Origin of the sequence: Pedobacter sp. N36a, from assembly GCF_014472395.1 — a bacterium.
In the GTDB taxonomy this organism is placed as follows: domain Bacteria; phylum Bacteroidota; class Bacteroidia; order Sphingobacteriales; family Sphingobacteriaceae; genus Pedobacter.
The window spans coordinates 12746-38850 of the sequence record NZ_JACSZW010000012.1; the positions used below are offsets into that span (position 1 = coordinate 12746).

Consider the following 26105-nt stretch of genomic DNA (forward strand, 5'->3'; position numbering starts at 1 on the left):
AGCTAATGTAACACTTGCTTTTGAAATCAACTTACGATTTCCTACTTACTTATGGTGGCCGATTGATATAGTGCTAATATTTGTTTTGAGGAGAAATATAAATGTTGGAAAACGAAGTGTAAGTTATGATGAGATTTTAAAATATTGACCGGCTTGATATTTATACGTATCATCGTACTATAGATCTATCTTGATGGTTACTAAAATGAATTAGTCTGCCCACTTTTGATAAAACTCATTATATTGTTCCTTATAGTTTTCGCCCACACTAAGAAATTTATTCCCTACCTTAACAGATTTCTTGGTTAAATTGGTAAGCTGTAATAGAGAAACGATATAGGAACGATGGATTCTTAAGAAATTGCTTTGAGGCAGTAGGCGTTCCATCTTTTTTAAACTCATTAGCGATAAAATAGGTTGTGCTCTATCCTGAAGATGGATTTTGATATAGTCTTTAAATCCTTCTACATATACAATTTCATGGAGATTTATCTTATCCATTGTCGCATCTACCTTCACAAAAATATATGCTGCATTTTCATGTGCTTCAATTCCATTTTGTTGATAATGCTCGATGTACTTTCTTGCCTTGCTCGCTGCATTAAAGAATTCTTCAAAAACAAAAGGCTTGAGTAGATAATCAATTGCATCTACCTTATAGCCATCTAATGCAAACTCACTATAAGCGGTTGTAAAAATTAAGCGGTGTTGAGTTTGATTTTGGCGAGAGGATAAGATTTTAGCTAATTCTAAACCCGAAAGATCAGGCATTTGTATATCAAGAAAAACCAACGCTACTGTATGGTCATCAAGATAGCGTAAAGCATCAATTGCATTATCAAAATGAGCATCCAAAATTAAAAAAGGAGTTTGCTTAATAAAGTTGCAGACCATTTCTAAAGCCAATGGTTCATCATCTATAGCAATACATTTTAGTTTCATAGCAATTCTATTTTAAAATCTACCCAATACTCGTCTTTAGGGCTGTTGTGGTTAATTTGCAAGCTATATTTATCAGGATATAAAAGATCTAATCTTCTAAGGGTATTCGTCATCCCTATACCGCTATTGGAGTCTTTTTCTAGGTAAGCGTTTTTTTTAATAATGTTATTTTTGGTAACTAGACTTAAGGTTTTACCTTTTAGACCAATTGCTATATAAATATAAGCAGGCTGTTTTGAACTAATCCCATGTTTAAAAGAGTTTTCTATAAATGGCAGCAATAGCATAGGTGCAATTAATAGATTACTAGCATTCACTTCAATTTCTAGTTCTATTTCAACAGCTAAAGAGACCCTTAATTGAGCTAGCGCAATGTAATCTTTAATAAAATCTATCTCTTTGTTAAGTAACACACTTTTATGCTGCGTGTCATACAGCACATAACGCATAATGTGAGATAACTTGCTCAAGGCCTGTCTCGAGCTTTCAATATCTTTATAGGTTAAGGCATTAATGGTATTTAATGAATTGAAAAAGAAATGTGGATTAATCTGTGCCTTCAGATAAGCAAGCTCCATGCTGGTGTTTCTTTCTTCGGTTTCTAACCTTAATTTTTCTTCACTTAGCCATTTACGTAACAGTAAAATAGTAATGCTAATTCCTAAGACTGAGATCTCCAGAAAAAAAATATAAAAATACATGTATCTACTAGAGGCCTTGGGTTGATAAACCTGTCCTGGTCTTAAAGCATAATGAATTAATTCTCCCAAATTTAAAGCCGCAGCCACCGCCCAGAGTAGTGAAATAACCATTAAACAAACTAGCAATAACAACGAATAGTATAGAATGATTTTTTTCTTGAATAAATATTTAGGTGCTAATACTTTAGCATTAAAATAAGTTAAGCCAACTAAAGAGAAGAAAAAAACCGATTGATTAACCCAATAAGCTACCGGAAGTACCACCCCATAGGAAAGTGGAATAAGTAAAAAAATAAGCAAGGCCAATAAACCCCATCCAATTAAATAGGTAAGTGTAGCATAACTTTTATAGTTTCCGGCATTTTTCATGACCGCAAGTTCAAGACAATAATTTTAAGACCCAAATATTTCGACAGAACACTTTTTCTGCGCTATAAATAGGCAGTTACAGGGGGTAAGCACTGGATTTACCGAAATAAGGTATTGATTGGCTAGTTCGTCCTATTGGTCTGTCAAAAAGAAGGGTTCCGTATATTTCTTTTCTTAAATTAACTACTTAGAGTTTTCTTTGCCCAACTCATCACATCTTTATAAGCTTAAAAACAAACTCCATACAAATGAAAAGACTACTATTTTTTGCTGCACTGCTACTTTTTAACTTTCAAGCTATTGCCCAAATGGTACAAAAAGGAACCATTACAGGAATGATTATTGATTCTGCAACCAATAAAGCAATTGATTATGCCACGATTACGCTATTTGAAGAAGGTAAAACCAAGAGCATAAATGGAGCATTGGCTGATGAAAAGGGGAAATTTTCATTAAAAGATGTGTCATATGGAAATTACCGCATAGTGTTTTATTTTTTAGGCTACAAACAAAAAGAAATTACAACTATCACCATAAAATCGGCGGTGTTAAACTTGGGTACAATTGCGCTTTTACCTAGTAACACTAGCTTATCAACTGTAGAAATTGTTGCCGAAAAACCACTGATTGAAAACAAAATTGATCGCCTGGTTTACAATGCTGAAAAAGATGTAACCGCCATGGGAGGGAATGCAACAGATGTGTTAAGAAAGGTGCCTTTATTATCAGTAGATATAGATGGAAATGTCTCTTTGAGGGGCGACCAAAATGTAAAGATCTTAATTAATGGCAAACCATCTGGTGCCATGTCAACTAATGTAGGAGATGCTTTAAAAATGATCCCTGCAGATCAGATTAGCAATGTTGAGGTGATTACCAGTCCATCTGCCAAATATGATGGTGAAGGTACTTCTGGAATTATTAACATTATCACTAAAAAGAAAACAGTAGCAGGTATCAATGGCTCTTTCTCGGCTGGTGTTGGCACCAGACAGAATAATACCAATGCCAATTTGAACATTAGAAAAGGAAAATTGGGTATTGTAGCAAATGCTGGGGTAAACTGGATGTGGCCACAAATTACTACCAATACCTTTAGTCAGGTAGATAAAAATGGAAATAGCTTGTTGTTTCAAAGCGGAGAAAACAATACCACACGCGGCGGTGGCCGAGGATCTGTAGGTATAGATTACGATTTCGACAAGAAGAACCTCTTTACTACCACGCTTACAGTAAATAAATTTGATATGGACTTTGACGGAACTTCTCAATCTATATTTAAAAATCAATCTATTTTGGCTAGCAATAAGGTGCAAAATACAGGTTCTAATGGGCTAGACTGGTCGACAAGCTACACCCATAAGTTCGATAAAGAAAAGCAGGAACTGATTTTTGCTGGTCAATTTTCTAGAAATGAAAGCAATACAGATTACACTACACTTTACACAAATGGAGATCGGATGAACGAGTATGGTTTAAACAAAGGACTAAATGACGAATTAACATTTCAGGTAGATTATGTGCAGCCTTTAAAAAAAACAGCTACACTAGAGTTTGGGGCTAAAACAATTTTAAGAGATATCAATAGTAATGTTTTATTAGAGGAAATAAACGATGGGGCTTATGTGTTAAATCAAGATCGTTCTTATAACTTTAATTACCATCAGGATGTGATGGCAACCTATACTTCTTTAAACATACAGTTAAGCAAAAATTACCAGTTAATGGCAGGCCTACGGGCAGAACAAACCCTTATTAATGGTGAATCGGCAGGGAGCCTACAGGCTTTTAAAAACGAATATCTAAATATTTTGCCCAGTGCCATTATTTCTCGAAAAATAGGGCGAATGTCTAGTTTAAAGTTAAGCTATAACCAACGTATCCAAAGACCTAGCTTATTCTATTTAAACCCATTCAGAAACACTTCAGACCCAGTTAACCAAAGTCAAGGTAACCCAACATTAAAACCAGAATTAGCGCATAACTTCGAATTGGCTTATGCTACTTTTTATAAAGGAATGGTTTTAAACACGTCAGTTTATTACCGTTTAACCAACGATGTAATAGAAAGTTTATTCACTAATCAGACTAATCCGGATGGATCTGGGCAGCCTATTGTTTTACAAAGCTTTGATAACATAGGGAGAAATAAGTCTTTAGGTCTCAATGTTTTCGCTTCCATTTCACCTATAAACCCACTTACGCTAAGATCAAACCTCAGTTTGTTTACCTATAGCATACAAGCAAATAATGTAAGTGATAATTTGAGTGCACAAACAGATCAAACCTTTTTAATGTATCGTGCTTTTGTAAATGCAAGTTATGTGATTAAAGCTGGTTTTACTGCCGAGACATTTTTTATTTTGAATGCACCCAAACGTACTTTTCAAGGCACCAGTCCTTCGTTTAACATGTGGAGTTTAGGCTTAAAGAAAGAAGTGCTTAATAAGAAAGCAAGTATCGGGTTAAATATACTGGATCCGTTTAATGAAACTAAGACTTTCAAATCTGAAGTCTTTACGCCAAACTATAATCAAAAAAGTAGTTTTGCGGTGCCTTTCCGTTCTTTTGGACTTAGTTTTAGCTGGAACTTTGGTAAAATGAACTTCAAGGATGCACCACGAAAAAGCCGAGGAATTAAAAATGATGATCAAAAGAAAGAAGAAGCGCAACAAGGCACAGTTACCCAATAGCAACACTACTGTTAGTTTTGAATAAATTCTACAAAAGGTATTTGATAAACAGATACAAAGGTAGGACGACCTTTAAGTCTTTTTTGGACTTACACCAAGTGAAAGAATTACTTATTAAAATGAATAATTCTTCAAATCCTATGGAGATCACGGGAATATTATGGGTGGTAAGTGGATTGATCCTGATATAAGTTGCTGCTGGAGTGATCACTGCACATTATGGGATGGAAGGAGATGCCTTCTATGGTTTTGACCTGGCCAGGACGCTTCCGTATGCCATTAGCCAAACCTGGCATGTTCAGCTTGATATTCTTTCTTTTTATTTGCATACTGATCATTGTTTTGGGCTCGATGGCCTGACAATGGATGGGTGTGATGCAGAAACTTGGGCTTGAAACCAATTGCTGGTTCGGTCATCAGGGTTACGAATACGGTCAGAGCTGCGCGGAACTGCCGGAAAATATGAACTTCAGTTCCCGCAGGAAAAAACAGATGCAGCGGAGGTGATGCCAATGTCAGATCAGGCTGTTTCCATGATGGGAATTCAAAACACAGCAAGCATTCTTGTTTTTAAAGGGTTGAGGTATTCCAGATTGAAGACCTTCTTTACCCATTTGCTGGCAGATGCAATAAAAGCTAATTTGCGATGCTATATTTGCATTGTGAACTTACCTATGCGCATCAACTTTGAGGACAAAGATTATACTTACCTCATTATTACCAAGGGAATTACCAAACTAACTGCTGAAATTCAGATTAACCTGAATGATAGGGAATATCAGCTGGTTTGTAATTCAAAAGGGGATTGGGATGCTGTTGATGCAACTGTAAACGATAACCCCGGACTGCTCAAAGCCATAGGTAGAAACATCAAACTCCGCTACCGGTTGTAATTTGCTGGACTTTAATTAGTTTAATGGAGATTGCCCGGGCTGAGTACAGAAAATATTTTTTCAAACCTTTCCGCATTAAATTTAATACTGACCCGCAGTGTATAGCCACCATAGTGAATTTCTTTGATGAAATCCTGGAAAACAGGTTTGATAAATTCAATAAATTTCGTACTATAAGCTTCAAAATCAGGTTCAATGAATTTCTCTTGATAGGCTTCATTGAATTCATAAAAATTGAAATTTATCGCATGTTCAGTGACATCCTTAAATCTGGTTTTGTAGGTAATGTTGGAGTTTAATGCTGAATTCAGGCGAATGTAAGTGATGATTTTATACTGTAAGAGATCGATCGTGTCTGTATATGCTAAAGCTCTTGCTGCCATGATGAAAGAATTAGAATACAAGTGTGCTAAAAATATTAGCAATTAGTGTTGATTATTTTTCTTTTTAACCAAAGGGCCCATACAATCAAATTAGGACTAATCGATTATCTATCCTAACAATTATCCCATTTGATCAGGGTGTTGATTCAGTGTTTAACTTAACAGGTAGGAGGAATATTCTTGAAATGTTAAATAAAGTTTTTATGCTTATCACGAATTTTTATTCGCTCTTCTGCTTCGCTTTTTAGCTCTGCAATCGTTTTTTCCTTGAGGCCAGGATCCATTTTTTTAGTTCAGTTTTATTAAAGTATAGTCTTTTTCCAGGCTTACTTACCGGGATTTGTTGCCGGCTTACTTTCGTGTATAAAGCAGGTACGGTTACTTTTAAGAATTCCGCGGCCTCAGTTATGCTCAGCAGCTGGTTCTCTTGCTGTTCTTTGGGCTGTAATTCATGTATCATTTCCTCCATTTTTTCTATTTTCTCAAATCACTGACGGACGACTTCAGGGAGTTTGTCGAAGCTGAATGGTTCTATGGGTAGTGCATTTTCTTTTATAGGTCTTTTAGCAATGATGAGTTTTTATAGTCGGAAGAAATCCCATATGGGATAAAGGTTTTCAGCATGAATCTGTGAATAGAGAAAAATGCTTACACATAAAGAATGAATAGGGTCATTTTTAATGAGCATTTATAAAGTCCTTTGCGGGATTGCCCAATAGAATGGATATTCTGGGTATTAAACGAAACAGTTGAGATGTGCAAGATACAATTGGATAAAATTGAATCCAAAGTGGATATATACGAACACTGAATTCTACTGATTGTGTTATTATTGTGTTTTTTAAATGTTGATTTTTTTAAAACATATGAAAATTTTGAATCTATTAGTCACTGGTGTTTTATTATGCTGTTCTTGCTCCAAACTCATACATAAGCGGGATAAATTAAACACCGCTGCGGGCTCAGTTGTATGGAGAATGGTGTTTTCTGATGAGTTCAATACAAATGGAACGTTCGATGCCAGGAAATGGCGCTTCTGTGAACGTCGGACCTCTGCTTGGAGTAAGTACTTAACCTCAGGTCCGGCTTATGCGCAGCAGGACGGGGCGAACCTGATTTTGAAAATGGACAATGCAGTGATTGCCGGTGATGATGTCCCTTACCATTCAGGGGGTATCCAAACCGCTGGAAAATTCAGCATCCGTTATGGAAAAATAGAAGTACGGGCGAAGTTCAAAGCCGGAAGGGGTTCCTGGCCGGCAATTTGGATGATGCCTGAATTGCCAAGCTCTTATGGGCCATGGCCAAATAGTGGTGAGATCGATATCATGGAACATGTAAATAACGAAATTAGGATTCACCAGACGATCCACAATGGCTCAGTAACCAATGCTAGCGGAGCAAGTACGGCCACACATGCCGCAAATTATAAGGTAGACGATTACAATACCTATAGCATCATTTGGAGCCCCGATGCCATAGAATTTTATGTAAATGATCTCCTTCAATATACTTATGCAAAAGCAGCAAATGCCAGTTCCCAGCAATGGCCATTTGATCAACCTTTTTATCTGATTCTAAATCAGGCGGGTGGTGCAGGCTGGCCAGGACCTATTACTGAGGCCGATCTCCCTTTTGAATTGAAGGTGGATTGGGTAAGAATGTATAAACCCTTGTAAAGGTTTATACTCCTGACTTAGCTTTACTATTTTTACGATAGAGTGTAGGGCTGGTATGGTAAAATTGTTTAAAAACAGTACTGAAGTAACGTTGATTAGCAAATCCTACGGTATCGGCAATTTCCATGATAGCCAGATCTGAATGGCTCAGCAAATAGGCGGCCTTTTCTAGGCGGAATTTATTGATATAGTCGTTCACGCCAATATCGGCTATGCTTTTGAGTTTACTGTATAGGCTCGCCCGACTCATGGCCATTTTATCGGTCAGGAAATCTACTTGCAGCTGCTCATTGTCTAGATTGTGGGTAATCAGTTCATTCAGCTTGCGCATAAATGACTCATCAGCGCTGCTATAGGTTCCTTCTTCCACAGGAATAAATAGGCTGGATTTTTTATATTTAGCCTTCAGAGCTTCACGGTTTTTTAATAAATTAGCCAGAATGGTTTGTAGGAAATCCAGCTCGAAAGGCTTAGAAATGTAGGCATCTGCACCAAGTTTATAGCCTAGGTTTCTACTTTCTGCATCGCTTTGTGTGGTGAGCAGCACAATGGGAATATGGCTTATGCTGATATCTTCTTTGATAAGCTGGCAAAGCGCAAAGCCATCCATCCCCGGCATCATCACATCACTCAGGATAATATCGGGATGCTGGGTTTTTATCAGTTCCAATGCCTGAAGGCCCTGTTCTGCCTCAAACAGTGCTGAAAAATAGGGTTTTAAACTCTCCAATAAAAATAGGCGCAATTCCGGCTCATCTTCTACGATCAATAAGGAATAACCGGTGGTTGGGAAATTCTTGTGCTGCCTAGAGGCTTCAGGTTCGGAAATGGAAGCCGGTATAAGGCTATTTTTTGTCAAGCTCCGACCGGGGCTTTCCTTTTGTGATTCTAGCTGTACTGGGAGTTCAAAATAGAAGGTAGCTCCTTGCTTACTGTTTTTCTCCGCTCCGATATGCCCGCCATGCAGCTCTACTAATATTTTTGAAAAAGAAAGCCCAATTCCTGTTCCATGGTGCTGATGGGTGCCCTGGTAAAAAGGTTTAAACAGCTGACTGGTATCTACATGTTCTAGGCCAATACCTTCATCAATTACCGCTATGCGGATAAAATCAGCCTTGGCACTGCTGCTGATGGTTAAAATGCTATCCGCATTACTGAATTTAAGGGCATTTACCAGGAGATTAGACAGTATGAGTTCACACTTTTTCTCATCAAAAGCAATTTCTCCAATACTATCTTCCAGCTGATACTCGGTCCTTATGCCCTTGGCTTCAAACTCATTGGAAAAATTATCTGCTATTTTACGAATCCATTGATTGAGGTTTTGACGGCTCAATTTAAGTTGTTCCTGACCCAGCTCAATTTTCCGTACGTCCAGTACCATATCAATGATTTCCTTCATATGACTGGCCTGTTTGTAAACACCACGAAGCTTTTTGTTAAGGTCTTGGTCCAGGTTTTTATTGCTTAGCATCCTTTGAAGAGGGGAGTAAATCAGGGTGAGTGGGGTTCTTAATTCATGACTGATGTGGATTAGGAACCTGATCTTGGCTTCATCGGTCTTTTGTTCAAGTGCTTTCATATCCCATTGCAGCTTGCGTTCCTTTTTGGCAATGGCCATTCGGTAAAATATCCCGATTAAACCTGCAGTTGTAATTAATACGAGTCCAATAAACCATAAACTCCTATACCATGGCGGGGTAACGCTGATGTTTAATACAGCTGAAAATTTACTCCAGCCTCCATTTTTAAGTCCGCATGATACCAGGATTTTGTAATTGCCTGTAGGTAAGGATCCAATAGCCAGGGAATGGTCGTATGTTTCAATGATCTGCTCATCCAGCCCAGTAATTTTAAACCGAAACATCTTTTTACGGAAAACATCCTTTTCCCTAGCCATGATCCTGATCACTAGCGAGCTTTGATTCCATGGAATACTGACCCAGTTGGATTTATCAAGCCGATTAATGACCAAAGGAATACCATTTAGTTCCATGCCCATCAATTCTATCACTGGGGCATCTGCTGTGATGGCTGGGATGTTCTTTTTGATATGAAGCAGTCCTCTTACACCACCCAGATATATGTCTCCGTTGGCGGCAACCAAAGATGGTTTGTAAAGGAATTCGTTAGGAACTACACCATCGGATTCCCCAAATGCTAAAAATTTGTTTTCCTCAATAAGGTACAAGAATACCATATTCTGTGCGCCAATCCACAACCGACCAGTACTGTCTGCAACTAAGGTCGAAACTTCATTGAATAAACTCGTTTTAATCTTTTTGAGCAGGCGTTGTTTAGGATCGTAGCGCATCAGTCCGTCGCGATTCCCGATCCAGAAAACACCTTGCTTGTCGCGACCTGCAGCGGTAATCGGATTTCCATTGGGCTGGATGTGGACAATATTTTTGATCCGGTTCTGTGCATGATTGAGCTCAAATATCCCGTAAGGTCCAAAGAGGTAAGTCCGCGCTGCATCGGAAAATATTTTCAGCAAAGGGCTGTGGGTATTCTGGCCTGAATGATAATTAGCCACAGTAAATTTCTGACTTGGAATATGGTATTGAAAAGCCTGGCTTGCAAACAAGTACAGGTAATCCTGACTGATGCGATTTACATTTACAGCTATACCAGAGGATTTAATGATTTCGCCCTGAGAATTAATTTTGTTGTTATGAAAGGGTTGAATTGCTCCACTGACTTTATTGAAAAGGAATAATCCCTTACTAAATGCAGAAATGAGCAGCTCTTGATCGCTAAATGAGGTAATGGAGGCGATTTTTAAACCATAGGTCGGCAAATAGTGTTTAAATACCATTTTGTCTGGGTCAAACCGATTTATTCCGCCACCATCGGTACCGATCCATAAAACACCTGTTTTTTCTTCATAGAGACTCAGTACTGTTTTTTCGCTCAGCCCATATATGCCATTCAGCGGCCCATCTTTATAGGTGTTGAAAAATGCTTTTCTGATAGAAATGAGGCCACCCCGGATGCTTCCAGCCCACAGATTATCCTCATGGTCATGGTATAAGGTTAAAATAGAGTTTTCAGGAAGTGAGGAAGAATTGCCAGGAATATGCTTCAGCGCAGTAAATGATCTGGAGTTCAGGTCCAGGATATTGATGCCACCACCATCAGTGGCAATCCAGAGCTTGCCCTTGCGTTCCAGAATATCCAGCACCACATCATTGCTGAGCCCGGAGTTTTGACTGTCGTAATGGAAAAGCTGTTTTCCACTCTTGTCGTAAGCCTTGATCCCCTGCCCATAGGAGGCAATCCAAACCTGCTGCTTAGGGTCTACGTATAAAGCCATGATCTCCCGCTCTTTTATAAAAGGAACAGGATTTATCGACTTGTCTGTTGGATTAAATATCCACACGCCATTTCTTCGCGTATAGAGAAGCACTTGCTGATGATGCCATAGTTTCATCCCTGTAAACATTTCTGTGCTTTTTTCTTTGGTTGAATTTGGCATCAGCTGGATCTGTTTTTTCGCGAAGCTGAATTTATAAATGTTTCCCTCTCCGCCAAATATTACTCCTGTGGGCAGCTCCACTGCTGAGCGTACCACCAAAGGTTTCTTCTGATATTTTATGGCCTCAAAATTATCTGTATCGGGGTTGTACAGCGCAAGGCCATTTTCTGTACCGATCCAGATATTACCGGTTTTATCCTCAAGGATAAAATTAATCTGGTTGCCGGGAATAGATTTTGAATCGTTCTTTTTATAGACATAGCTTTTAAGACTATACCTGTCAAAGCGGTTCAGTCCAGATTTTGTACCTATCCATACGAATCCATTGCGATCATTGAGTATACAGCGTACGGTAGACTGGCTCAAGCCTTCATTTAAGGAGATCTGCTTAAAATAATAACCCTGGTCTGCCCGGATGTCCTGACTCCAAATCAAAGAAAAAAAAAGAAGCAATACGAACATTGCTTTTGAGTATTTGTATGCCAAACTGCCTGTCAATTAGTTTGACCTAAATATAAGGAACAAGTAGCGTAATGTGGTAGCAATAGCAGCTGTTAATGCTTTTTGAGCCTGATATTGGACAATTCTGGAGTAAATGCAGACAAGAACGAACATTTGGTATGTGCATGCAGCGCTACTTTTGATTCAGCCATTAAGGTCTTTTAGTGCCTTAATGGTTTTTCAACCAAACCAAAATATAAACCAAATTAAATCATTATGCAAGGTAGTTTTACAATAACTCCATCCCGGCTATTTGTGATCGGTGCATTTTTTCTAGTCTTCTTCTTTCATGCAGGCTCCTTTGCTCAAAGCCGCAATGTTACGGGGAAAGTGACAGATGTATCTAAACAAGGTATTGCTGGAGCCACCATCCAGGTAGCGGGAACAAAACGGTATACCACAACCGATAATAAGGGCGACTTTAGCATTCAGTCTGCGGGAACTAATGAGGTTTTGCTGATCTCCTATACGGGATTTCTAACCCAGAAAATCAATATCGGAAACAAAAATTTCATCAATGTAACGCTACTCGAGGATGCCAAAGTTTTAAACGATGTGGTCGTGATCGGTTATGGCAGCGTAAGAAAGAGTGATGTAACCGGTGCAATTACTTCTATTAAGCCAAATGCAAATGACGCTTCAAAAGCATTGTCTGTAGAAAATCTGTTGCAGGGTAGAGTTGCAGGAGTTTCTGTATCCGGGTCTGTAGCTACACCAGGAGCGGCTTCTTCGGTCACCATCAGGGGAGCCAATTCTTTGCGTGGTGACAATCAGCCATTATATATTATTGATAATATTCCCCAGGCCTCTACCGGTTCCTTTCCGGCAAGTGCATTGGGCGGCGCTGATTTTCAGATTCCTCAGAATCCCTTAACTAATTTAAGCCCTTCTGATATTGAAGATATCCAGATTTTGAAGGATGCTTCCGCCACCGCTATTTACGGTTCAAGAGGTGCAAACGGAGTGATTATCGTAACTACAAAAAAAGGCAAACAAGGAAAAGCAAAAGTCAGTGCCCGTGCTAATTTTACAACCGCCAGGGCGACTAATTTAAGGGATATGCTGAATTTGTCGGAATATGCGGCTTACCGAAATGAACGTTTGGGAGTGGCAGCGGGACAGTTTTTTCCTGTTGGTGATGAAATGCGCTATGTCTTCTCCGGACAGGTCTACAATGCTGCCGATCCAGCTACCTACAGGGTGGTTACGGAACGTAACTGGCAAAAAGATATTTATAGAAATGCTTTTTCTCAGAACTATGATGTGGCGGTTAGCGGTGGTGAAAGCAGGATCAAGTATTACCTGTCTGCCGATTACAAAAATATAAATGGCCTGGTAAAGGAAACGAATTTAAGACAAAGCGGCTTGCGTTTAAATTTAAGCGGCGATTTATCGAACAGCTTAACCTTTAATGCCTCATTAAGTGGTGCGCTGAAAAAAAACAACATGATGTCTGGTGGGAACACCAGGGGAGGGGTAACTGGCTCAATCACCCGTACGGCTATCGATTCGGCACCTTTCGAAATACCTGCTGATGACCCGCTTTTACTCAGCAATGAAGAAGCAAAAACGACTACGCTTTCCTGGCTAACGGACTATAATGACCTCACTGACGAAAAATCGGCACGTGCTGCTGCAGACTTGACCTGGAAGATCTCTAAAAACTTCTCTTACAACGTACGGACTGGGGGAAATATAATGATACAGGACCGTTCCAGATGGTACGGTGTACAGCTGTTTCAAGGCCTGAACAATAATGGGTTACTAGGTCTGAGCAATTTAAACAGCAGCAACTACACGATAGAGAACCTGGTCAACTACAATACCTCGATCGCAAAATTTGTCAGCATCAGTGCAACAGCGGGCGTAACCTATGATGATTACGATTGGTTGAGCAATGCCACAACCGGTTCAAATTTTCAGTTTAAAAATCTCAGAACAAACGGGCTGCATATGGCATCTATTATTAATAAACTGCAGCCTATACAGCGGGACTACCAGCTGCTGTCTTACCTGGCTCGTATAAACCTTTCTTTCCTGGAAGGCAGATACCTGGCTACGATAACGGCAAGGGCCGATGGCAGCAGTAAGTTCAAGCGAGGCAACCGCTGGGCGCTTTTCCCATCATTTGCACTGGCATGGCGTGTCGATCAGGAAGAATGGATCAAGCAGTTTACCTGGATAAATCAACTGAAATTACGACTGGGTTATGGTAAAACCGGCAGCCAGTCTATCTCTCCATACAATAGTTTTTACGATTATGCGCAGATTGTAGATTATGCTAATGCTGCAGGAGTAAAAGCGATGGCCATCGGTGTGAGCAATTTGCAAAACAGCGACCTGAAATGGGAAACCACTTCAGCATATAATGTGGGTCTGGATTTTAACCTATGGAAAGGTAAACTGAGCGGAACGATTGATGCTTATTACAAAAAGACCAGCGATCTGCTGATTGAGAAAAATCTGCCCGCTTCTACTTCCTTTGGCACCATCACCATGAATCAAGGTGAATTGAGCAATAAAGGATTGGAACTTTCTCTGGCTTCAGAACTGATCCGAAATGACCAGTTTAACTGGAGTATATCGGGGAACATCGGAATAAACAGGTCTAAAATTCTCGACCTTGGCCTGCCGGAAACCCAATTCGGTAATGAGCGATATAAAGCCTACTTAGGGAATTCTATCGGAGACCATTTTGGTCCTGCTAATATATTTATTGTTGGGAAAGCTCCTGGATTGTTCTGGGGTTATAAAACTGATGGAATTATCCAGACTGGTGACACAGTACCTGCTTCTACCATTTTTACACAAACTCCCGGAAATATTAAAGTGGTTGATGTAAATGGTGACGGGGTCATCAATGTAAATGATAAAACCATTATAGGGAATCCAAATCCTGATTTTAACTATGGTTTTCAAACTACATTGGAGTATAAACAATTCCGATTTTCTGCAGCGTTTTATGGAGTCAAAGGTGGAGATGTGCTGAATGGCAATATTCGTTACGAGCAAATGCCTGCTCAGCAGACCTCTAATATGATTGGTAATGCTTACAGTGGAGCTTGGCGTGCAGATTCACCTTCTAATCTGTTCCCTGCAGTAAACAGTGTTTTGCAGAATGTGGTTTACGACCGTTACGTAGAGGATGCAAGTTTTCTGCGCTGCAGCGATATTACACTAGGCTACACCTTCCCTAAATCAACTTTTAAAAATAGCATTGGTGATGTTAACCTGTTTGCATCTGTGAAAAATGGCTTTGTAATTACCGGCTATTCTGGATATGATCCTGAAATGAGAACTTTTTCTTTTGATGGGCTCAGACCTGGGATAGATTTAAACTCCTATTCCAATCCCCGTCAGTTCATACTGGGTCTTAATGTTACCTTTTAAACAAATAGTCATGAAACATTCTACATATATTTCCTTTATCAGCATGCTGGCCGTAGCATTGACGATGGTGTCCTGTAAAAAAGTATTGGACGAGGATCCAAAATATTCTATCAATAGTAAAACGGCTTTTGAAAGCGAAACTACCGCCAGTCTGGCGCTGGCCGGGTGTTATGGCTACATGACAAATTATAATGCCTATGGGCAGGCCATCCCTGAAGTGATGGTAGGTGCATCTGGTTTAGGCTGGGCGCAAACCAATGGTTCTGATCAGGATACCTATGCATCGCTTAGTATTCCTGCAACTAACGGATTGGTAGGAATGATTTGGGGCGGCTGGTATAAAGTGATTGGTGAATGTAATTATTTCATTAATAGTGTACAGGAAAGTTCGTTGGCTGAGGGCTATAAAAAGCAAGTGATCGCAGAAGCGAAATTTTTGAGGGGCTTATGCTATTTCAATCTTGCCAATGTGTTTGGAGGTGTTCCTCTAAGGACCGAGCCCACTTCTTCTTTAACCATTACAAAAGGCCGTGCCAGCAGAACCGAAGTGTACAATCAGGTGGAAAAAGACTGGCTGGAAGCTGCTGAATACCTTTCTACTAAAGAACAGCTTGGCTCCAGCGCGGCTGGCAAAGCCAGCAAATATGCAGCCTATGCCTACCTGGCAAAATTATACTGGATACTGGGATGCCATGAAAATACGAGTACTTCTGGTTACTGGGCAAAGGCCAAGCAGATGGGGGATAAGGTCATTGAATTGGGGAATTATAGTTTGGCCCCTAAGTTTGCCACTTTGTTCGTCAATAATGTAAATGGCGCTGGGGAATCTATTTTTCAACTCAACTTTTCTACCACTTCTACCTATGTTGGGAATAGGGGCAATTGGGTGTTTGCACCTTCAAATGCAACAGCAGGAATTAGCTGGGGAAGGGTTAAAGTTTCCAAGGCCTTTTACGATCAGTTCAAGGGGACCTATCCGGATGACCCTCGCTTAAAAGTTAGTTTTGCAGCTAACTATTCGCAAGTTAAAACCAATAACTTCCGGATCTATGCTTACCCTTACCTCTCAGGTACTGCAGGTGTAAATGCGCTTGCTATCGACTCTATTAAATATTCAGCTTTAGCTGATCCGACCAATCCTCAGCTGGAAGAAGTATCTGCTGCATTTAAAGCAGCTTATGTGAACAAAACTGGCGACCACCAGGGCTGGCCATATTTTGTAAAGCAAATGGATGTGCTTTCGACCGCACAAAACAGCAATAAAAACCTGATCGTTTACCGTTATGCAGATTTTTTGCTCTTAATGGCTGATGTTGAAAATGAGCTGGGCAATAATGGTAAAGCATTGGACTATATCAACCAGGTGTTAACTAGGGCACGTACCTCTGCGAATACCCCTTCTGTTTATCCTAAAAACCTAACGGCAGCAGTAACACAGTCGGATCTTCGTCTATTTATCTTTAATGAGCGTTTGTTTGAGCTGGCTGGAGAATATGAAATGTTTGTGGATGTTCGCCGACGGGGTGCTGATTTCTTTAAACTGGTAGTAGACAGGCACAACAACCACCATCTGACTAAGGCATTTGTAGCTGCCGCAATTGCAAATAAAAACACCACGCCATTCAGGGAGCGACTGCTGCCAAATACACCAGATCTTCTGAGAAAGAATTTGCTGCTGCCCATTCCTCAGTCTGAACTAAATGCCAATGAAGGCATCCCAGCTGATCAACAAAATTATGGGTATTAATCATCCAGCCTAATCAAATATTATGAATCATATAAAGAAAATCGTACTGCTGTTTTTTAGCTATTTATCCTTGGGGATGAATAGCAGTTTTGCCGCTAAAGTGACCATCATACCTGAACCGGTAAAAATGGAAATCTATGATGGTACCTTTACCATTGGAGCGAATACCAGAATTTATTTCGACAGTAAAAATCCTTTACTTGCCCGTCATGCCCGCTATTTTACTAATGTTGTCGCATCAGTTTCTGATGTAACCCTGAAAACCAGTAAAAATAGGGCCCAAAGCCAGGTTCGTTTACTGATCGCAGCAGATAAATTGATTGGAGATGAAGGTTACCACCTGGACATCGATGAAAAGGGAATCACGATTTCAGCGAGTACCGATAAAGGAGTTTTCTACGGTTTGCAAAGTCTGCTTCAATTGCTTCCTGTTTATCGGACAAATGCGGAATTGCAGCTGCCTTTGTTAAAAATCACGGATTATCCACGCTTTAAATGGCGGGGCATGATGCTGGATGTGAGCAGGCATTTTTTTTCTACTGAAGCAGTGAAAAGTTATATCGATTTAATGGCGATGTATAAAATGAATGTTTTTCACTGGCATTTAACCGATTCTGAGGGATGGCGCCTGGAGATTAAAAAATATCCTAAGCTGACCTCAGTTGGCGCCTGGCGTAAAGAGATTCCAGGAAGTGTTTTTTACAAGAAAAATCAGGTTTTGCCGATAGATACCTTCAGTTACGGAGGTTTTTATACACAGGAACAAGCTAAGGATATTGTGAAGTATGCCGGGGAACGAAATATTATGGTGGTGCCCGAGATTGAAATGCCAGGACATTCAGATGCAGCGATTACCGCTTATCCTGAGCTTTCCTGTACAGGAATGCCGCAGCAGGTCAGGAGTTCTTTTGGTGGCGATCCAAATGCCCTTGCCAATTATTGTGCCGGCAAGGAGGATAGTTTTGTGTTTCTGGAAAACGTTTTGAAAGAAGTGATGACCATTTTTCCTGGGGATTACATTCACATAGGTGGTGATGAAGTAAACAAAGCCAGCTGGAAAAAATGTGCCTCCTGTCAGCGAAGAATGGTAAAAGAAGGATTAAAGGATGAGCACGAGCTCCAGAGTTATTTTATAAAACGCATGGCTAACTTTTTGCACGATAAAGATAAAAAACTGATTGGTTGGGATGAAATTTTGGAGGGTGGACTGGCTGCTGAAGCTACGGTGATGAGTTGGAGAGGTGAACAGGGGGGAATTCAGGCTGCCAAGATGCATCATCCTGTGGTCATGACTCCTGTAAATCCGCTTTATTTTAATCGCTACCAGGCGGATACTTTAAGCATACAACAACCCCTTGCCGCTAGATATTCTATCAATACGCTGGAAAAAGTATACGATTATGAACCTATTCCTGGCGCATTGAATGCTGTGGAAGCATCTTTTGTATTGGGTGCCCAGGGCTGTATCTGGACCGAGTTCATCAATTCAGTTCCGCACCTGGAGCAAATGGCTTTACCAAGGATGTTGGCTTTGTCGGAAGTACTCTGGTCTCCAAAAACATCAAAAGATTGGTCCAGATTTAACGAAAAGTTATACTTCCATAGCAGACGCTTGGGCTCGGTCGGCAGAAATGTATTTACTTCTGTTCCTTTTCTATACCATAACACAGAAGTCAAATGAAAATAATTGAGCAATTAATTTGTTTTGCCATGTTAGCCAGCAGCACTGTTGTTTTTGCACAAATGAAGCCAACAGGATCCGCTGCTAAGCGGCCGAATATTGTGGTGATCATTTCCGACGACCATGCATATCAGACCATCAGTGCTTACGGGAGTAAACTGATGCAGACGCCAAATATAGACAGAATTGCAAAGGAAGGTGTGCGTTTTGATAAGGCCTATGTCAACAATTCTATTTGCGGCCCAAGCAGAGCGTCGATTCTGACTGGAAAATACAGTCATAAAAATGGATTTAAAGATAATGAGAGTTCTGTTTTTAATGGTGATCAGGATTCTTTTGCCAAGCAGCTGCAACAGGGTGGTTATCAAACGGCATGGATTGGGAAATGGCACCTAGAAAGCAAACCCCAGGGTTTTGATTTCTGGCAGGTCTTACCCGATCAGGGGCATTATTTTAACCCGGATTTTGACATGATGGACGGCAATAAAAAGCGGGTAGAAGGTTATGTGACGAATGTTATTACTGATGAAGCGGAGCGCTGGTTGGATCATAGAGACATGTCTAAACCTTTTTGTCTGGTGATTGGACACAAGGCTACCCATCGGGTTTGGCTGCCAGATACCAGCGATCTTGGTAAATTTGATCAGGTTAACTTTCCGCTGCCAGCAAATTTTTATGATTCCTATAAGAACCGAACTGCTGCCAGCTTGCAGGATATGTCTATTGAAAAAACCATGTTGATGGGCTATGATTTGAAGATGTTCGGTACAGAAGACGAGAAAAATAGAGATGGCGGCTTTAGTCGGATGACTGCTGCACAGCGGGCAAAGGTGGATGCCTATTTCGAGCCTGTCAAAGCCAGTTTTAACAAGTTGAAACTGCAGGGAAACGCGCTTACTGAATGGAAATTTCAACGTTATATGCGTGATTATTTAAGTACTGCAGCTTCGCTGGATAGAAACATTGGACGTACGATGGATTACCTGGATCAGCATGGTTTGACTGAGAATACCATTGTAATTTATCTTTCTGATCAGGGATTTTATATGGGTGAGCATGGTTGGTTTGACAAGCGCTGGATATATGAGGAGTCCTTTCGTACCCCTATGGTAATGCGATATCCCGCAATGGTTAAAGCAGGTACTGTTTCTGATCGTTTTGTGATGAACCTGGATATTGCTCCAACCCTTATTGAAGCAGCTGGATTACCTATTCCAACAGCGGTGCAGGGCTTGTCCATGCTCCCTGGCTTAAAGAATAAAGCAAATCAGGGTAGAGAGGTTTTATATTATCATTATTATGAAAATGGCGAGCATGCCGTATCTCCGCATTTCGGAATTCGTACCAAAAGGTATAAATTGATCAGGTTCTATAAACGTGTTGAAGGCTGGGAATTATATGATTTACAAAGCGATCCTCATGAAATGGATAATAAATATGGAAAAAAAGGATATAAGACCATTACTGCTCGCTTATATAAAGAATTAAACAGGCAAATTGAGCAGCTTGAAGACCAGGATGCATTACAGATCTTAGCAGGAAAAAGATCAACAAGAATTAACATGTAAACAAAAACCACCGTTTTCATAAGGGACCTGCTAATGCTGTACTCTTGCTACCCGGCGCATCTATGATCACCTGTCTCCCGGAGAAAGCGAGGATGATATAATGACTGCTTTTTTTAATCTTAGTGTAAGTACTTTTAGAGTAATGAATGTGGAACTAGGTCAGGGTAAAATCTAACTCTTTGGTAATTTGGTTTGTTTAAAAAGATAAAATCGTTATTATAATTTGGTGAATGCATCTTGGGTTATCTTTTCTTTTAAGGGAGGATGGCGGCTGAGGTAACTAGGGGAATAAGCAAATTGATATTTTATTAATAGTAAAGATACCCCGAGGTGCGTAATTGGTTGTGAATTTCAGTTAATTTAGTACTATTTCATCTTTCCAGTATTTTTTTGAAAAATAGCTTTAAATATAATCTACCTTAAAAAATAATTAGCTTGTTGTTGTTCTTTTAAAATTTATGGTTAACATTGAAAGTATAAGCGTCTGGCTTAGTTTTTCAATCTTAGGGAGATATTGACAAATTCATAAATGCTAATTCATTCAAGTGATATTTTAGTTAATGAAAGTGATTTACTTACAAAAGTCGCAGGTGGTGATCATCAGGCTTTCAGAGTGATTTATCAGAGATATTATAACAAAATTTATACTTTTTCCATCAGAATCTTACATTCACAACTTTTGGCTGAAGAAGCTGTACAGGAGAGTATGCTTAAACTTTGGCTAATGGGGCCTAATCTGATGGCTATAAATAATCTAGATAGTTATTTAAAAAGAATTGCCCGTAACTGTGCCATAGATATCCTGCGACGCAAAGAACTTGAACTTAGAACTGATCGTAAACTTGGGGTGATATGGGAGGAAACTCATAATGAGACTGAAGAACAAGTGTTGTTGAATGATATGCGCAAGGTGCTGAATGATGGCGTAGCCTTACTGCCCCGGCAGCAGAAATTAGTTTATCAGTTGTGTCATCAGGAAGGATTAAAATACGAAGAAGCAGCGCTGCGTTTAAATTTATCGGTCCTTACGGTTCAAAGTTATATGAAGCTTGCATTAAGGTTTTTGAGGAATTATTTAAAAACACACACCGACATCGCTGTCCTGTTGATTATTTTTAAACTGTTGTAAAAAACACCTAAATCAATACCCCCGAGTTTTAATCTCAACCGTCTTCATAAAAAGGATGTCTCCTGATGCAAGGGGATCATTCTGTTATTGAACATAAAAATGACCAAATATAGATTACGATTTTTATATCAGCATTACCAGGCTGGGACTTTGACCAACCTGGAACATTTGGAATGGAAAACCTTGTTGGCAGATCCAAATATGAAGGAGGGTTTAGAGGAGATTATTGACGAAGGATGGTATGACTTCTCTGAACAAGAAATTCATTTAATGGATCAGTCCCATGCAAATCAGATCTTTGATCGTATCGTTGCTATACCTCAGCAAAAAGTTAAGCAGATCGCTTTATGGAAATCTATCGCAGCGGCTGCTTCAATATTACTTGTTGCTGCCTTAGCTTTGTTTCTTTATAAAGCTTTTCCCTCGGGTATAGAGGGAGGAGCGGTGAAACACGCTACTCATATCAGTCCAGGTGGTAATAAGGCGTTTCTGACTTTGGGTAATGGGAAAAGGATCATTTTAACTGATTTAGAGAACGGGACATTTTCAGCCCGCAACGGCATGAAGATTACAAAGACTCATGACGGGCAACTTGTTTATACCATTACCGGCAATCAACACTCAGGGCGGAATGAGTATAACCTTATTGAAACTCCTAGGGGTGGACAGTATCAGGTACTGCTGCCTGATGGTACACATGTCTGGCTAAATGCGGCCTCCTCATTAAAATATCCTTCGGTTTTTAAAGGAAAGGAACGTAAGGTAGAGCTCCAGGGAGAAGCCTATTTTGAAGTCTCCAAAAATAAAAAAATGCCTTTTAAGGTCATTTCCAGCCATCAGACAGTAGAAGTTTTAGGAACACACTTTAATGTAAATAGCTATTCCGAAGAGTCAGAGAACAGAACAACACTTTTAGAAGGAAGTGTTCGTGTGGAGCCAAATCGCAGTACTGGCCTAATCATTAGACCCGGAGAACAATCAAGGGTTAAGGTCAATGGGAAGGATAAGATAAATGTCATTGAAGCTGATCTGGAAGAAGTAATGGCCTGGAAGAATAATTACTTCAGGTTTAATAATGAGAAGATTGAGTCCATCATGCGTAAAATTTCAAGGTGGTACGATGTCAGTGTTGAATATCATGGGGCGATATCTGAGGAAGAATTCAATGGGACCATTTCTAGAACCAAGAACATCTCACAGGTGCTGGAAATGCTGGAAGATACTAAAAGCGTTCATTTTAAAATTGAAGGAAGGAGGATTATCGTGATGAAATAACCACTACAAATACTGATAATCCAAAAAGCCAGGAAAGGACTGTCATCCGAATCCTGGCCATGAATGGGTTGTCTTGAATAATTTAAAACTAAACAACTAACCTAGCGGTGCAGGGCATCTGGACAATGAACAAGCACTCGCTATAAACCCAGCTAAACAAATGTACAAAAATTGGAACCCAAACCTATGTCTCCGAAAAAGAGGCATAACTAAATTACTATTGGTTATGAAACTAACCATTCTGCTAATCACCACAGCAATATTGCAGCTCAGTGCCAATTCATTCGCACAAAGAATAACCCTGTCTGAAAAGAATGCAAAACTGACAAAAGTATTTGACAAGATCCGCATACAAACCGGATATGATTTTCTGGTCACAAAAACGGTGCTTAAAAATTCAAATCCAGTTAATATTGAGGTTAAAAATGAGCAGATTCTGGAAGTGTTGAAAAAGGTTTTTGCAGGTCAAAACTTAAACTATTCTTTTAAAAATAATGCCATAATTGTTACGGAAAAACTTATTCTTACGAGTTTCCCCGCCACAATTATCAACCTCTCCATCAATGTGACAGGTAAAGTTGTAGACGAAAAAGGGCTTGGTTTACCTGGCGCTACCATTAAGGTTAAAGGAGCTAACAGAGCGGAGATTACAGATAATGCCGGTCGTTTTGCTTTTAAGGGAATCGATGAAAATGCAATTCTGGTGGTTTCCTATTTAGGTTATGTTCCGCTTGAAATAAAAGCAGAGGGTAAATCAGAAATGCTCATCACCTTGGCACCTCAGGATGCTTCCTTAAGTGAAATTGTGGTGGTAGGCTATGGTACACAAAAGAAAGAGAACCTAACTGGAGCTGTTGCTCAGGTAGATAAAAAAATGCTGGAGAACCGTCCGATTGCCCGCCTTTCTCAAGCTTTACAAGGGGTAGTGGGGAACCTGAACATTAGCAGTAATAATACTGGCGGGGCTCCGAATGCAAAGCAGGACATCAATATCAGAGGTTTCACAGGTTTTGGAGCTAAAGGCTCTCCATTATTAGTGATAGACGGTGTCCCTGGAGGAGATATTAATACGATTAATCCTAATGATATAGAAAACATCAGTGTGCTGAAAGATCAGGCTTCGGCTGCGATTTATGGAGTTGATGGTGCCTTTGGCGTGATCTTAATCAATACAAAACAAGGTAAAAAAGGAGCTGCTCCTCAGATCAGCTATGATAATAATATTTCTTATGCGCAGTTAATGAATACCCCGAAGGCCGTTGGGTCCCTGGAATATGTAACTATGTGGAATGAGGCTGCCCAGAATGCTGGGAGTACGCCTATCTACCCCGAAGAGCAAATCCAAAGGGTAAAAGATTATCTTGCTGGAACATTAAAGTCCGAAACTCAGGCAAATGCCGCAAACACAGACTGGAATAACGGGCAGCTGGGGAATGCGAACAACAACTGGTTTGATATTCTCTTTAAAAAATGGGGCATCAGTCAGCAGCATAACATTGGCGTAAGCGGAGGCTCTTCCAGTATCAATTATTATGTGGGTCTAGGATACAACGATGTAGTTGGGATGTACAGCTATGGAAATGATAATTTTAAACGTTACAATTTCAGGGGAAATCTCGGCGCGGATGTGACCAGCTGGATGAAAGTAAACGTAAGGACTTCATTTTCAAGATCGAATTCAGATATGCCTTTCGAATATCCAGCCAGAACAGGTGGTGGCTTAAGTGGCTATATGCATCAGGCAGCAAGAGTTGCACCTGTGGTTCCATTATACAATCCGGATGGCAATTTATCCAATTTCAGTGATCCTGCTTGGATGGGCTCGGGCAGCAGAAAATTTGAGAATCTGGATCAGACCTTCTTAACTGGTGAGTTCGTTCTGGCTCCCATTAAAGGCTTAAATATCACCGGAAACTATTCTTTATTTGCGAATTATAATGAATCTTCGGCTCAGGGAAAAACATTTTATATTCCTAAGCCGGATGGCTCACTGGCAACTTTTGGCGTAAACCCAAATACCTTCAGTCGTACACTAGGTAGATCCAACAATCAACTGATTAACCTGTTCAGTTCTTATGAGCATAGTTTTGCTGATCATAATTTTAAAATCCTTGGAGGTTATATCAGAAGGTTCAATGAATCGCTGAATGTTACCTCAAGTAACAGTAATTTGTATACCGATAACTTGCCCTCTCTTTCTCTAACTTACAATGATAAACCCATAGTAAGCGATGTGATTGAGCAATTGGGTACACAAGGGTACTTTACCCGGTTCAATTATAATTATAAAGAAAAATATCTTGTGGAATTTAACGGGCGTTACGATGCTACCTCAAGATTTATCACCAAGAGATGGCAATTTTATCCAGGAGTATCTGCCGGTTATGTGGTTTCTAATGAAGAATTCTGGAAGCCAGTTAAAAATACACTGAATTTCTTTAAAATAAGGGCATCTTACGGGCAGTCTGGTGATCAGGCGAGTCTTTCCCTGTATCCTTTTTACCAGTCGATGGTAACTGTGGCTCCCGGAGCTGGCAACTCAGTGGCAAATAATCCAAATAACTGGTTTTTTAGTAACGGCAGACAGGCTTATGTTTCTGCTCCAGGAGTGATTAACCCTAATATTACCTGGCAGAAACCGGTGATGATTGACTATGGTTTTGATGCAGAACTCTTAAATAACCGTTTATCTGTTTCATTTGACTGGTACAAGCGGACCATGAGGGATATGATTGTCGCTTCAGCTCCTTTACCTGCTACATTTGGTACTGCTGCCCCAACGATAAATGCAGGTGAGATGGAAACCAACGGCTTTGAACTGACTTTGGGATGGAAAGATCAGATTGGAGATTTCAGGTATGCTGTTAAAGCACTCCTGAGTGATTATACCGGCAAAGTGACTAAATATCCTAACCCAACCCAGATACTTACCGACTTTTATGTAGGGCAGCATATTGGAGATATATGGGGTTATACGTCCACTGGCTTGTATGCTGACAATCAGTCCGCAGCAGGAGCACTTCCCGCTTCATTCTGGAACAGTACCTGGAAAGGTGGGGATGTAATTTATAAAGATCTTGATCAGAGTGGGCGGATCGATAATGGTAAGAATACTGTTTCGGAGTCAGGAGATCTTTCCATAATCGGTAACAATACTCCAAGATACTCTTATGGGTTAAACCTAGATCTTTCTTGGAAGAATTTTGACTTCAATGCCTTTATTCAGGGGGTGGCGAAGCGGGATGTATGGGTGAATTCAAATTATTTCTGGGGCATCACCGGCGACCGTTTTCAGAGTTCATTCTTTGACATTCATCGTGATCGCTGGACTGCAGAAAATCCTAACGGATATTATCCTAAATATTACATGAGCTCAGAAATGGCAAAGAATGAAGTCGTGCAGACCCGCTACCTTCAAAACGGTGCTTACTTAAGATTCAAAAACGTTCAGTTGGGTTATTCTTTACCCAAGCATCTAATAGAACGGGTTAAAATAAACAGATTGAGGCTGTACGTATCTGTAGAAAATTTAGCGACTATCACAAAGATGGTGAAGTCTATTGATCCGGAGCTGGCTGTTCCTGTCGATGGAGCAATTGCGAATGTAAACAGCTCGGATGGTAAGATTTATCCCCTCCGACGCACTTTTTCGTTTGGCCTGAACTTAACCTTATAA

The 26105-nt window shown here is 40.1% G+C and carries 16 protein-coding genes; 10 read left to right on the forward strand and 6 right to left on the reverse strand.

The genetic code is table 11. The features are described 5' to 3' along the window. Window positions 1–210: 210 nt before the first annotated feature. On the reverse strand, window positions 211–942 hold the full coding sequence (locus tag H9X96_RS19725) for a LytTR family DNA-binding domain-containing protein (RefSeq protein ID WP_187667927.1): 732 nt from the start codon (window positions 940–942) through the stop codon (window positions 211–213). Next, window positions 939–2012, reverse strand: coding sequence for a sensor histidine kinase (locus tag H9X96_RS19730; protein WP_187667928.1), 1074 nt, complete (start codon window positions 2010–2012; stop codon window positions 939–941). The genes H9X96_RS19725 and H9X96_RS19730 overlap by 4 nt, the downstream gene beginning before the upstream one ends. A 248-nt stretch (window positions 2013–2260) precedes the next feature. On the opposite strand from H9X96_RS19730, the gene H9X96_RS19735 reads away from it, so the two are divergent. Continuing rightward, window positions 2261–4705, forward strand: a complete 2445-nt coding sequence (locus H9X96_RS19735; protein WP_187667929.1) for a TonB-dependent receptor domain-containing protein — start codon at window positions 2261–2263, stop codon at window positions 4703–4705. A gap of 158 nt (window positions 4706–4863) precedes the next feature. On the opposite strand, the gene H9X96_RS19740 is transcribed toward H9X96_RS19735, so the two are convergent. Next, a complete protein-coding gene (locus H9X96_RS19740) occupies window positions 4864–5034 on the reverse strand; it encodes a hypothetical protein (protein ID WP_187667930.1) in 171 nt (56 codons plus the stop codon). A gap of 72 nt (window positions 5035–5106) precedes the next feature. Here H9X96_RS19740 and H9X96_RS19745 point away from each other — a divergent pair, with 72 nt between their 5' ends. Then, window positions 5107–5598 (forward strand): hypothetical protein, encoded by a 492-nt coding sequence (locus tag H9X96_RS19745; RefSeq protein WP_187667931.1) that lies wholly within the window; start codon window positions 5107–5109, stop codon window positions 5596–5598. 20 nt (window positions 5599–5618) lie between these two features. Here the strand turns inward: H9X96_RS19745 and H9X96_RS19750 are convergent, their stop codons facing one another. Both H9X96_RS19750 and H9X96_RS19755 read right to left on the reverse strand, forming a co-directional pair. Beyond that, window positions 5619–5981, reverse strand: a complete 363-nt coding sequence (locus tag H9X96_RS19750) for a hypothetical protein (RefSeq protein WP_187667932.1) — start codon at window positions 5979–5981, stop codon at window positions 5619–5621. Window positions 5982–6225: 244 nt separating this feature from the next. Beyond that, a complete protein-coding gene (locus tag H9X96_RS19755) occupies window positions 6226–6441 on the reverse strand; it encodes a helix-turn-helix domain-containing protein (RefSeq protein ID WP_187667933.1) in 216 nt (71 codons plus the stop codon). Window positions 6442–6847: 406 nt separating this feature from the next. On the opposite strand from H9X96_RS19755, the gene H9X96_RS19760 reads away from it, so the two are divergent. After that, complete coding sequence (locus H9X96_RS19760; RefSeq protein WP_187667934.1) at window positions 6848–7660, forward strand: glycoside hydrolase family 16 protein; 813 nt, start codon at window positions 6848–6850, stop codon at window positions 7658–7660. Window positions 7661–7664: 4 nt separating this feature from the next. Here H9X96_RS19760 and H9X96_RS19765 read toward each other — a convergent pair whose 3' ends face one another. Then, complete coding sequence (locus H9X96_RS19765; RefSeq protein WP_187667935.1) at window positions 7665–11624, reverse strand: two-component regulator propeller domain-containing protein; 3960 nt, start codon at window positions 11622–11624, stop codon at window positions 7665–7667. Between the two features lie 231 nt (window positions 11625–11855). On the opposite strand from H9X96_RS19765, the gene H9X96_RS19770 reads away from it, so the two are divergent. The 7 genes from H9X96_RS19770 to H9X96_RS19800 all read left to right on the forward strand — a co-directional run bounded on the left by H9X96_RS19770 (window position 11856) and on the right by H9X96_RS19800 (window position 26105). Continuing rightward, window positions 11856–15029: a TonB-dependent receptor gene (locus H9X96_RS19770; RefSeq protein ID WP_187667936.1), complete on the forward strand. Its 3174-nt coding sequence runs from the start codon at window positions 11856–11858 to the stop codon at window positions 15027–15029. Between the two features lie 10 nt (window positions 15030–15039). Further along, complete coding sequence (locus H9X96_RS19775) at window positions 15040–16776, forward strand: RagB/SusD family nutrient uptake outer membrane protein (protein WP_222943941.1); 1737 nt, start codon at window positions 15040–15042, stop codon at window positions 16774–16776. A 22-nt stretch (window positions 16777–16798) separates the two neighbouring features. Next, the gene (locus H9X96_RS19780) at window positions 16799–18457 is read left to right on the forward strand and encodes a beta-N-acetylhexosaminidase (protein WP_187667937.1); all 1659 of its coding nucleotides are present in this window, start codon (window positions 16799–16801) and stop codon (window positions 18455–18457) included. Next, window positions 18454–20025, forward strand: coding sequence for a sulfatase (locus tag H9X96_RS19785; protein WP_187667938.1), 1572 nt, complete (start codon window positions 18454–18456; stop codon window positions 20023–20025). Before H9X96_RS19780 ends, H9X96_RS19785 begins: the two co-directional genes overlap by 4 nt. Before the next feature lie 529 nt (window positions 20026–20554). After that, the gene (locus tag H9X96_RS19790; RefSeq protein WP_187667939.1) at window positions 20555–21154 is read left to right on the forward strand and encodes an RNA polymerase sigma factor; all 600 of its coding nucleotides are present in this window, start codon (window positions 20555–20557) and stop codon (window positions 21152–21154) included. 99 nt (window positions 21155–21253) lie between these two features. After that, window positions 21254–22429: a FecR family protein gene (locus H9X96_RS19795; protein WP_187667940.1), complete on the forward strand. Its 1176-nt coding sequence runs from the start codon at window positions 21254–21256 to the stop codon at window positions 22427–22429. 226 nt (window positions 22430–22655) lie between these two features. After that, the gene (locus H9X96_RS19800) at window positions 22656–26105 is read left to right on the forward strand and encodes a TonB-dependent receptor (protein ID WP_187667941.1); all 3450 of its coding nucleotides are present in this window, start codon (window positions 22656–22658) and stop codon (window positions 26103–26105) included.

Excerpts from the sequence above, each read along its gene's own strand:
- H9X96_RS19725 (WP_187667927.1), bottom strand. The coding sequence starts at position 942 with ATGAAACTAAAATGTATTGCTATAGATGATGAACCATTGGCTTTAGAA.
- H9X96_RS19730 (WP_187667928.1), bottom strand. The coding sequence starts at position 2,012 with ATGAAAAATGCCGGAAACTATAAAAGTTATGCTACACTTACCTATTTA.
- H9X96_RS19735 (WP_187667929.1), top strand. The coding sequence starts at position 2,261 with ATGAAAAGACTACTATTTTTTGCTGCACTGCTACTTTTTAACTTTCAA.
- H9X96_RS19740 (WP_187667930.1), bottom strand. The coding sequence starts at position 5,034 with ATGCAAATAAAAAGAAAGAATATCAAGCTGAACATGCCAGGTTTGGCT.
- H9X96_RS19750 (WP_187667932.1), bottom strand. The coding sequence starts at position 5,981 with ATGGCAGCAAGAGCTTTAGCATATACAGACACGATCGATCTCTTACAG.
- H9X96_RS19755 (WP_187667933.1), bottom strand. The coding sequence starts at position 6,441 with ATGATACATGAATTACAGCCCAAAGAACAGCAAGAGAACCAGCTGCTG.
- H9X96_RS19760 (WP_187667934.1), top strand. The coding sequence starts at position 6,848 with ATGAAAATTTTGAATCTATTAGTCACTGGTGTTTTATTATGCTGTTCT.
- H9X96_RS19770 (WP_187667936.1), top strand. The coding sequence starts at position 11,856 with ATGCAAGGTAGTTTTACAATAACTCCATCCCGGCTATTTGTGATCGGT.
- H9X96_RS19775 (WP_222943941.1), top strand. The coding sequence starts at position 15,040 with ATGAAACATTCTACATATATTTCCTTTATCAGCATGCTGGCCGTAGCA.
- H9X96_RS19780 (WP_187667937.1), top strand. The coding sequence starts at position 16,799 with ATGAATCATATAAAGAAAATCGTACTGCTGTTTTTTAGCTATTTATCC.
- H9X96_RS19785 (WP_187667938.1), top strand. The coding sequence starts at position 18,454 with ATGAAAATAATTGAGCAATTAATTTGTTTTGCCATGTTAGCCAGCAGC.
- H9X96_RS19790 (WP_187667939.1), top strand. The coding sequence starts at position 20,555 with ATGCTAATTCATTCAAGTGATATTTTAGTTAATGAAAGTGATTTACTT.
- H9X96_RS19795 (WP_187667940.1), top strand. The coding sequence starts at position 21,254 with ATGACCAAATATAGATTACGATTTTTATATCAGCATTACCAGGCTGGG.
- H9X96_RS19800 (WP_187667941.1), top strand. The coding sequence starts at position 22,656 with ATGAAACTAACCATTCTGCTAATCACCACAGCAATATTGCAGCTCAGT.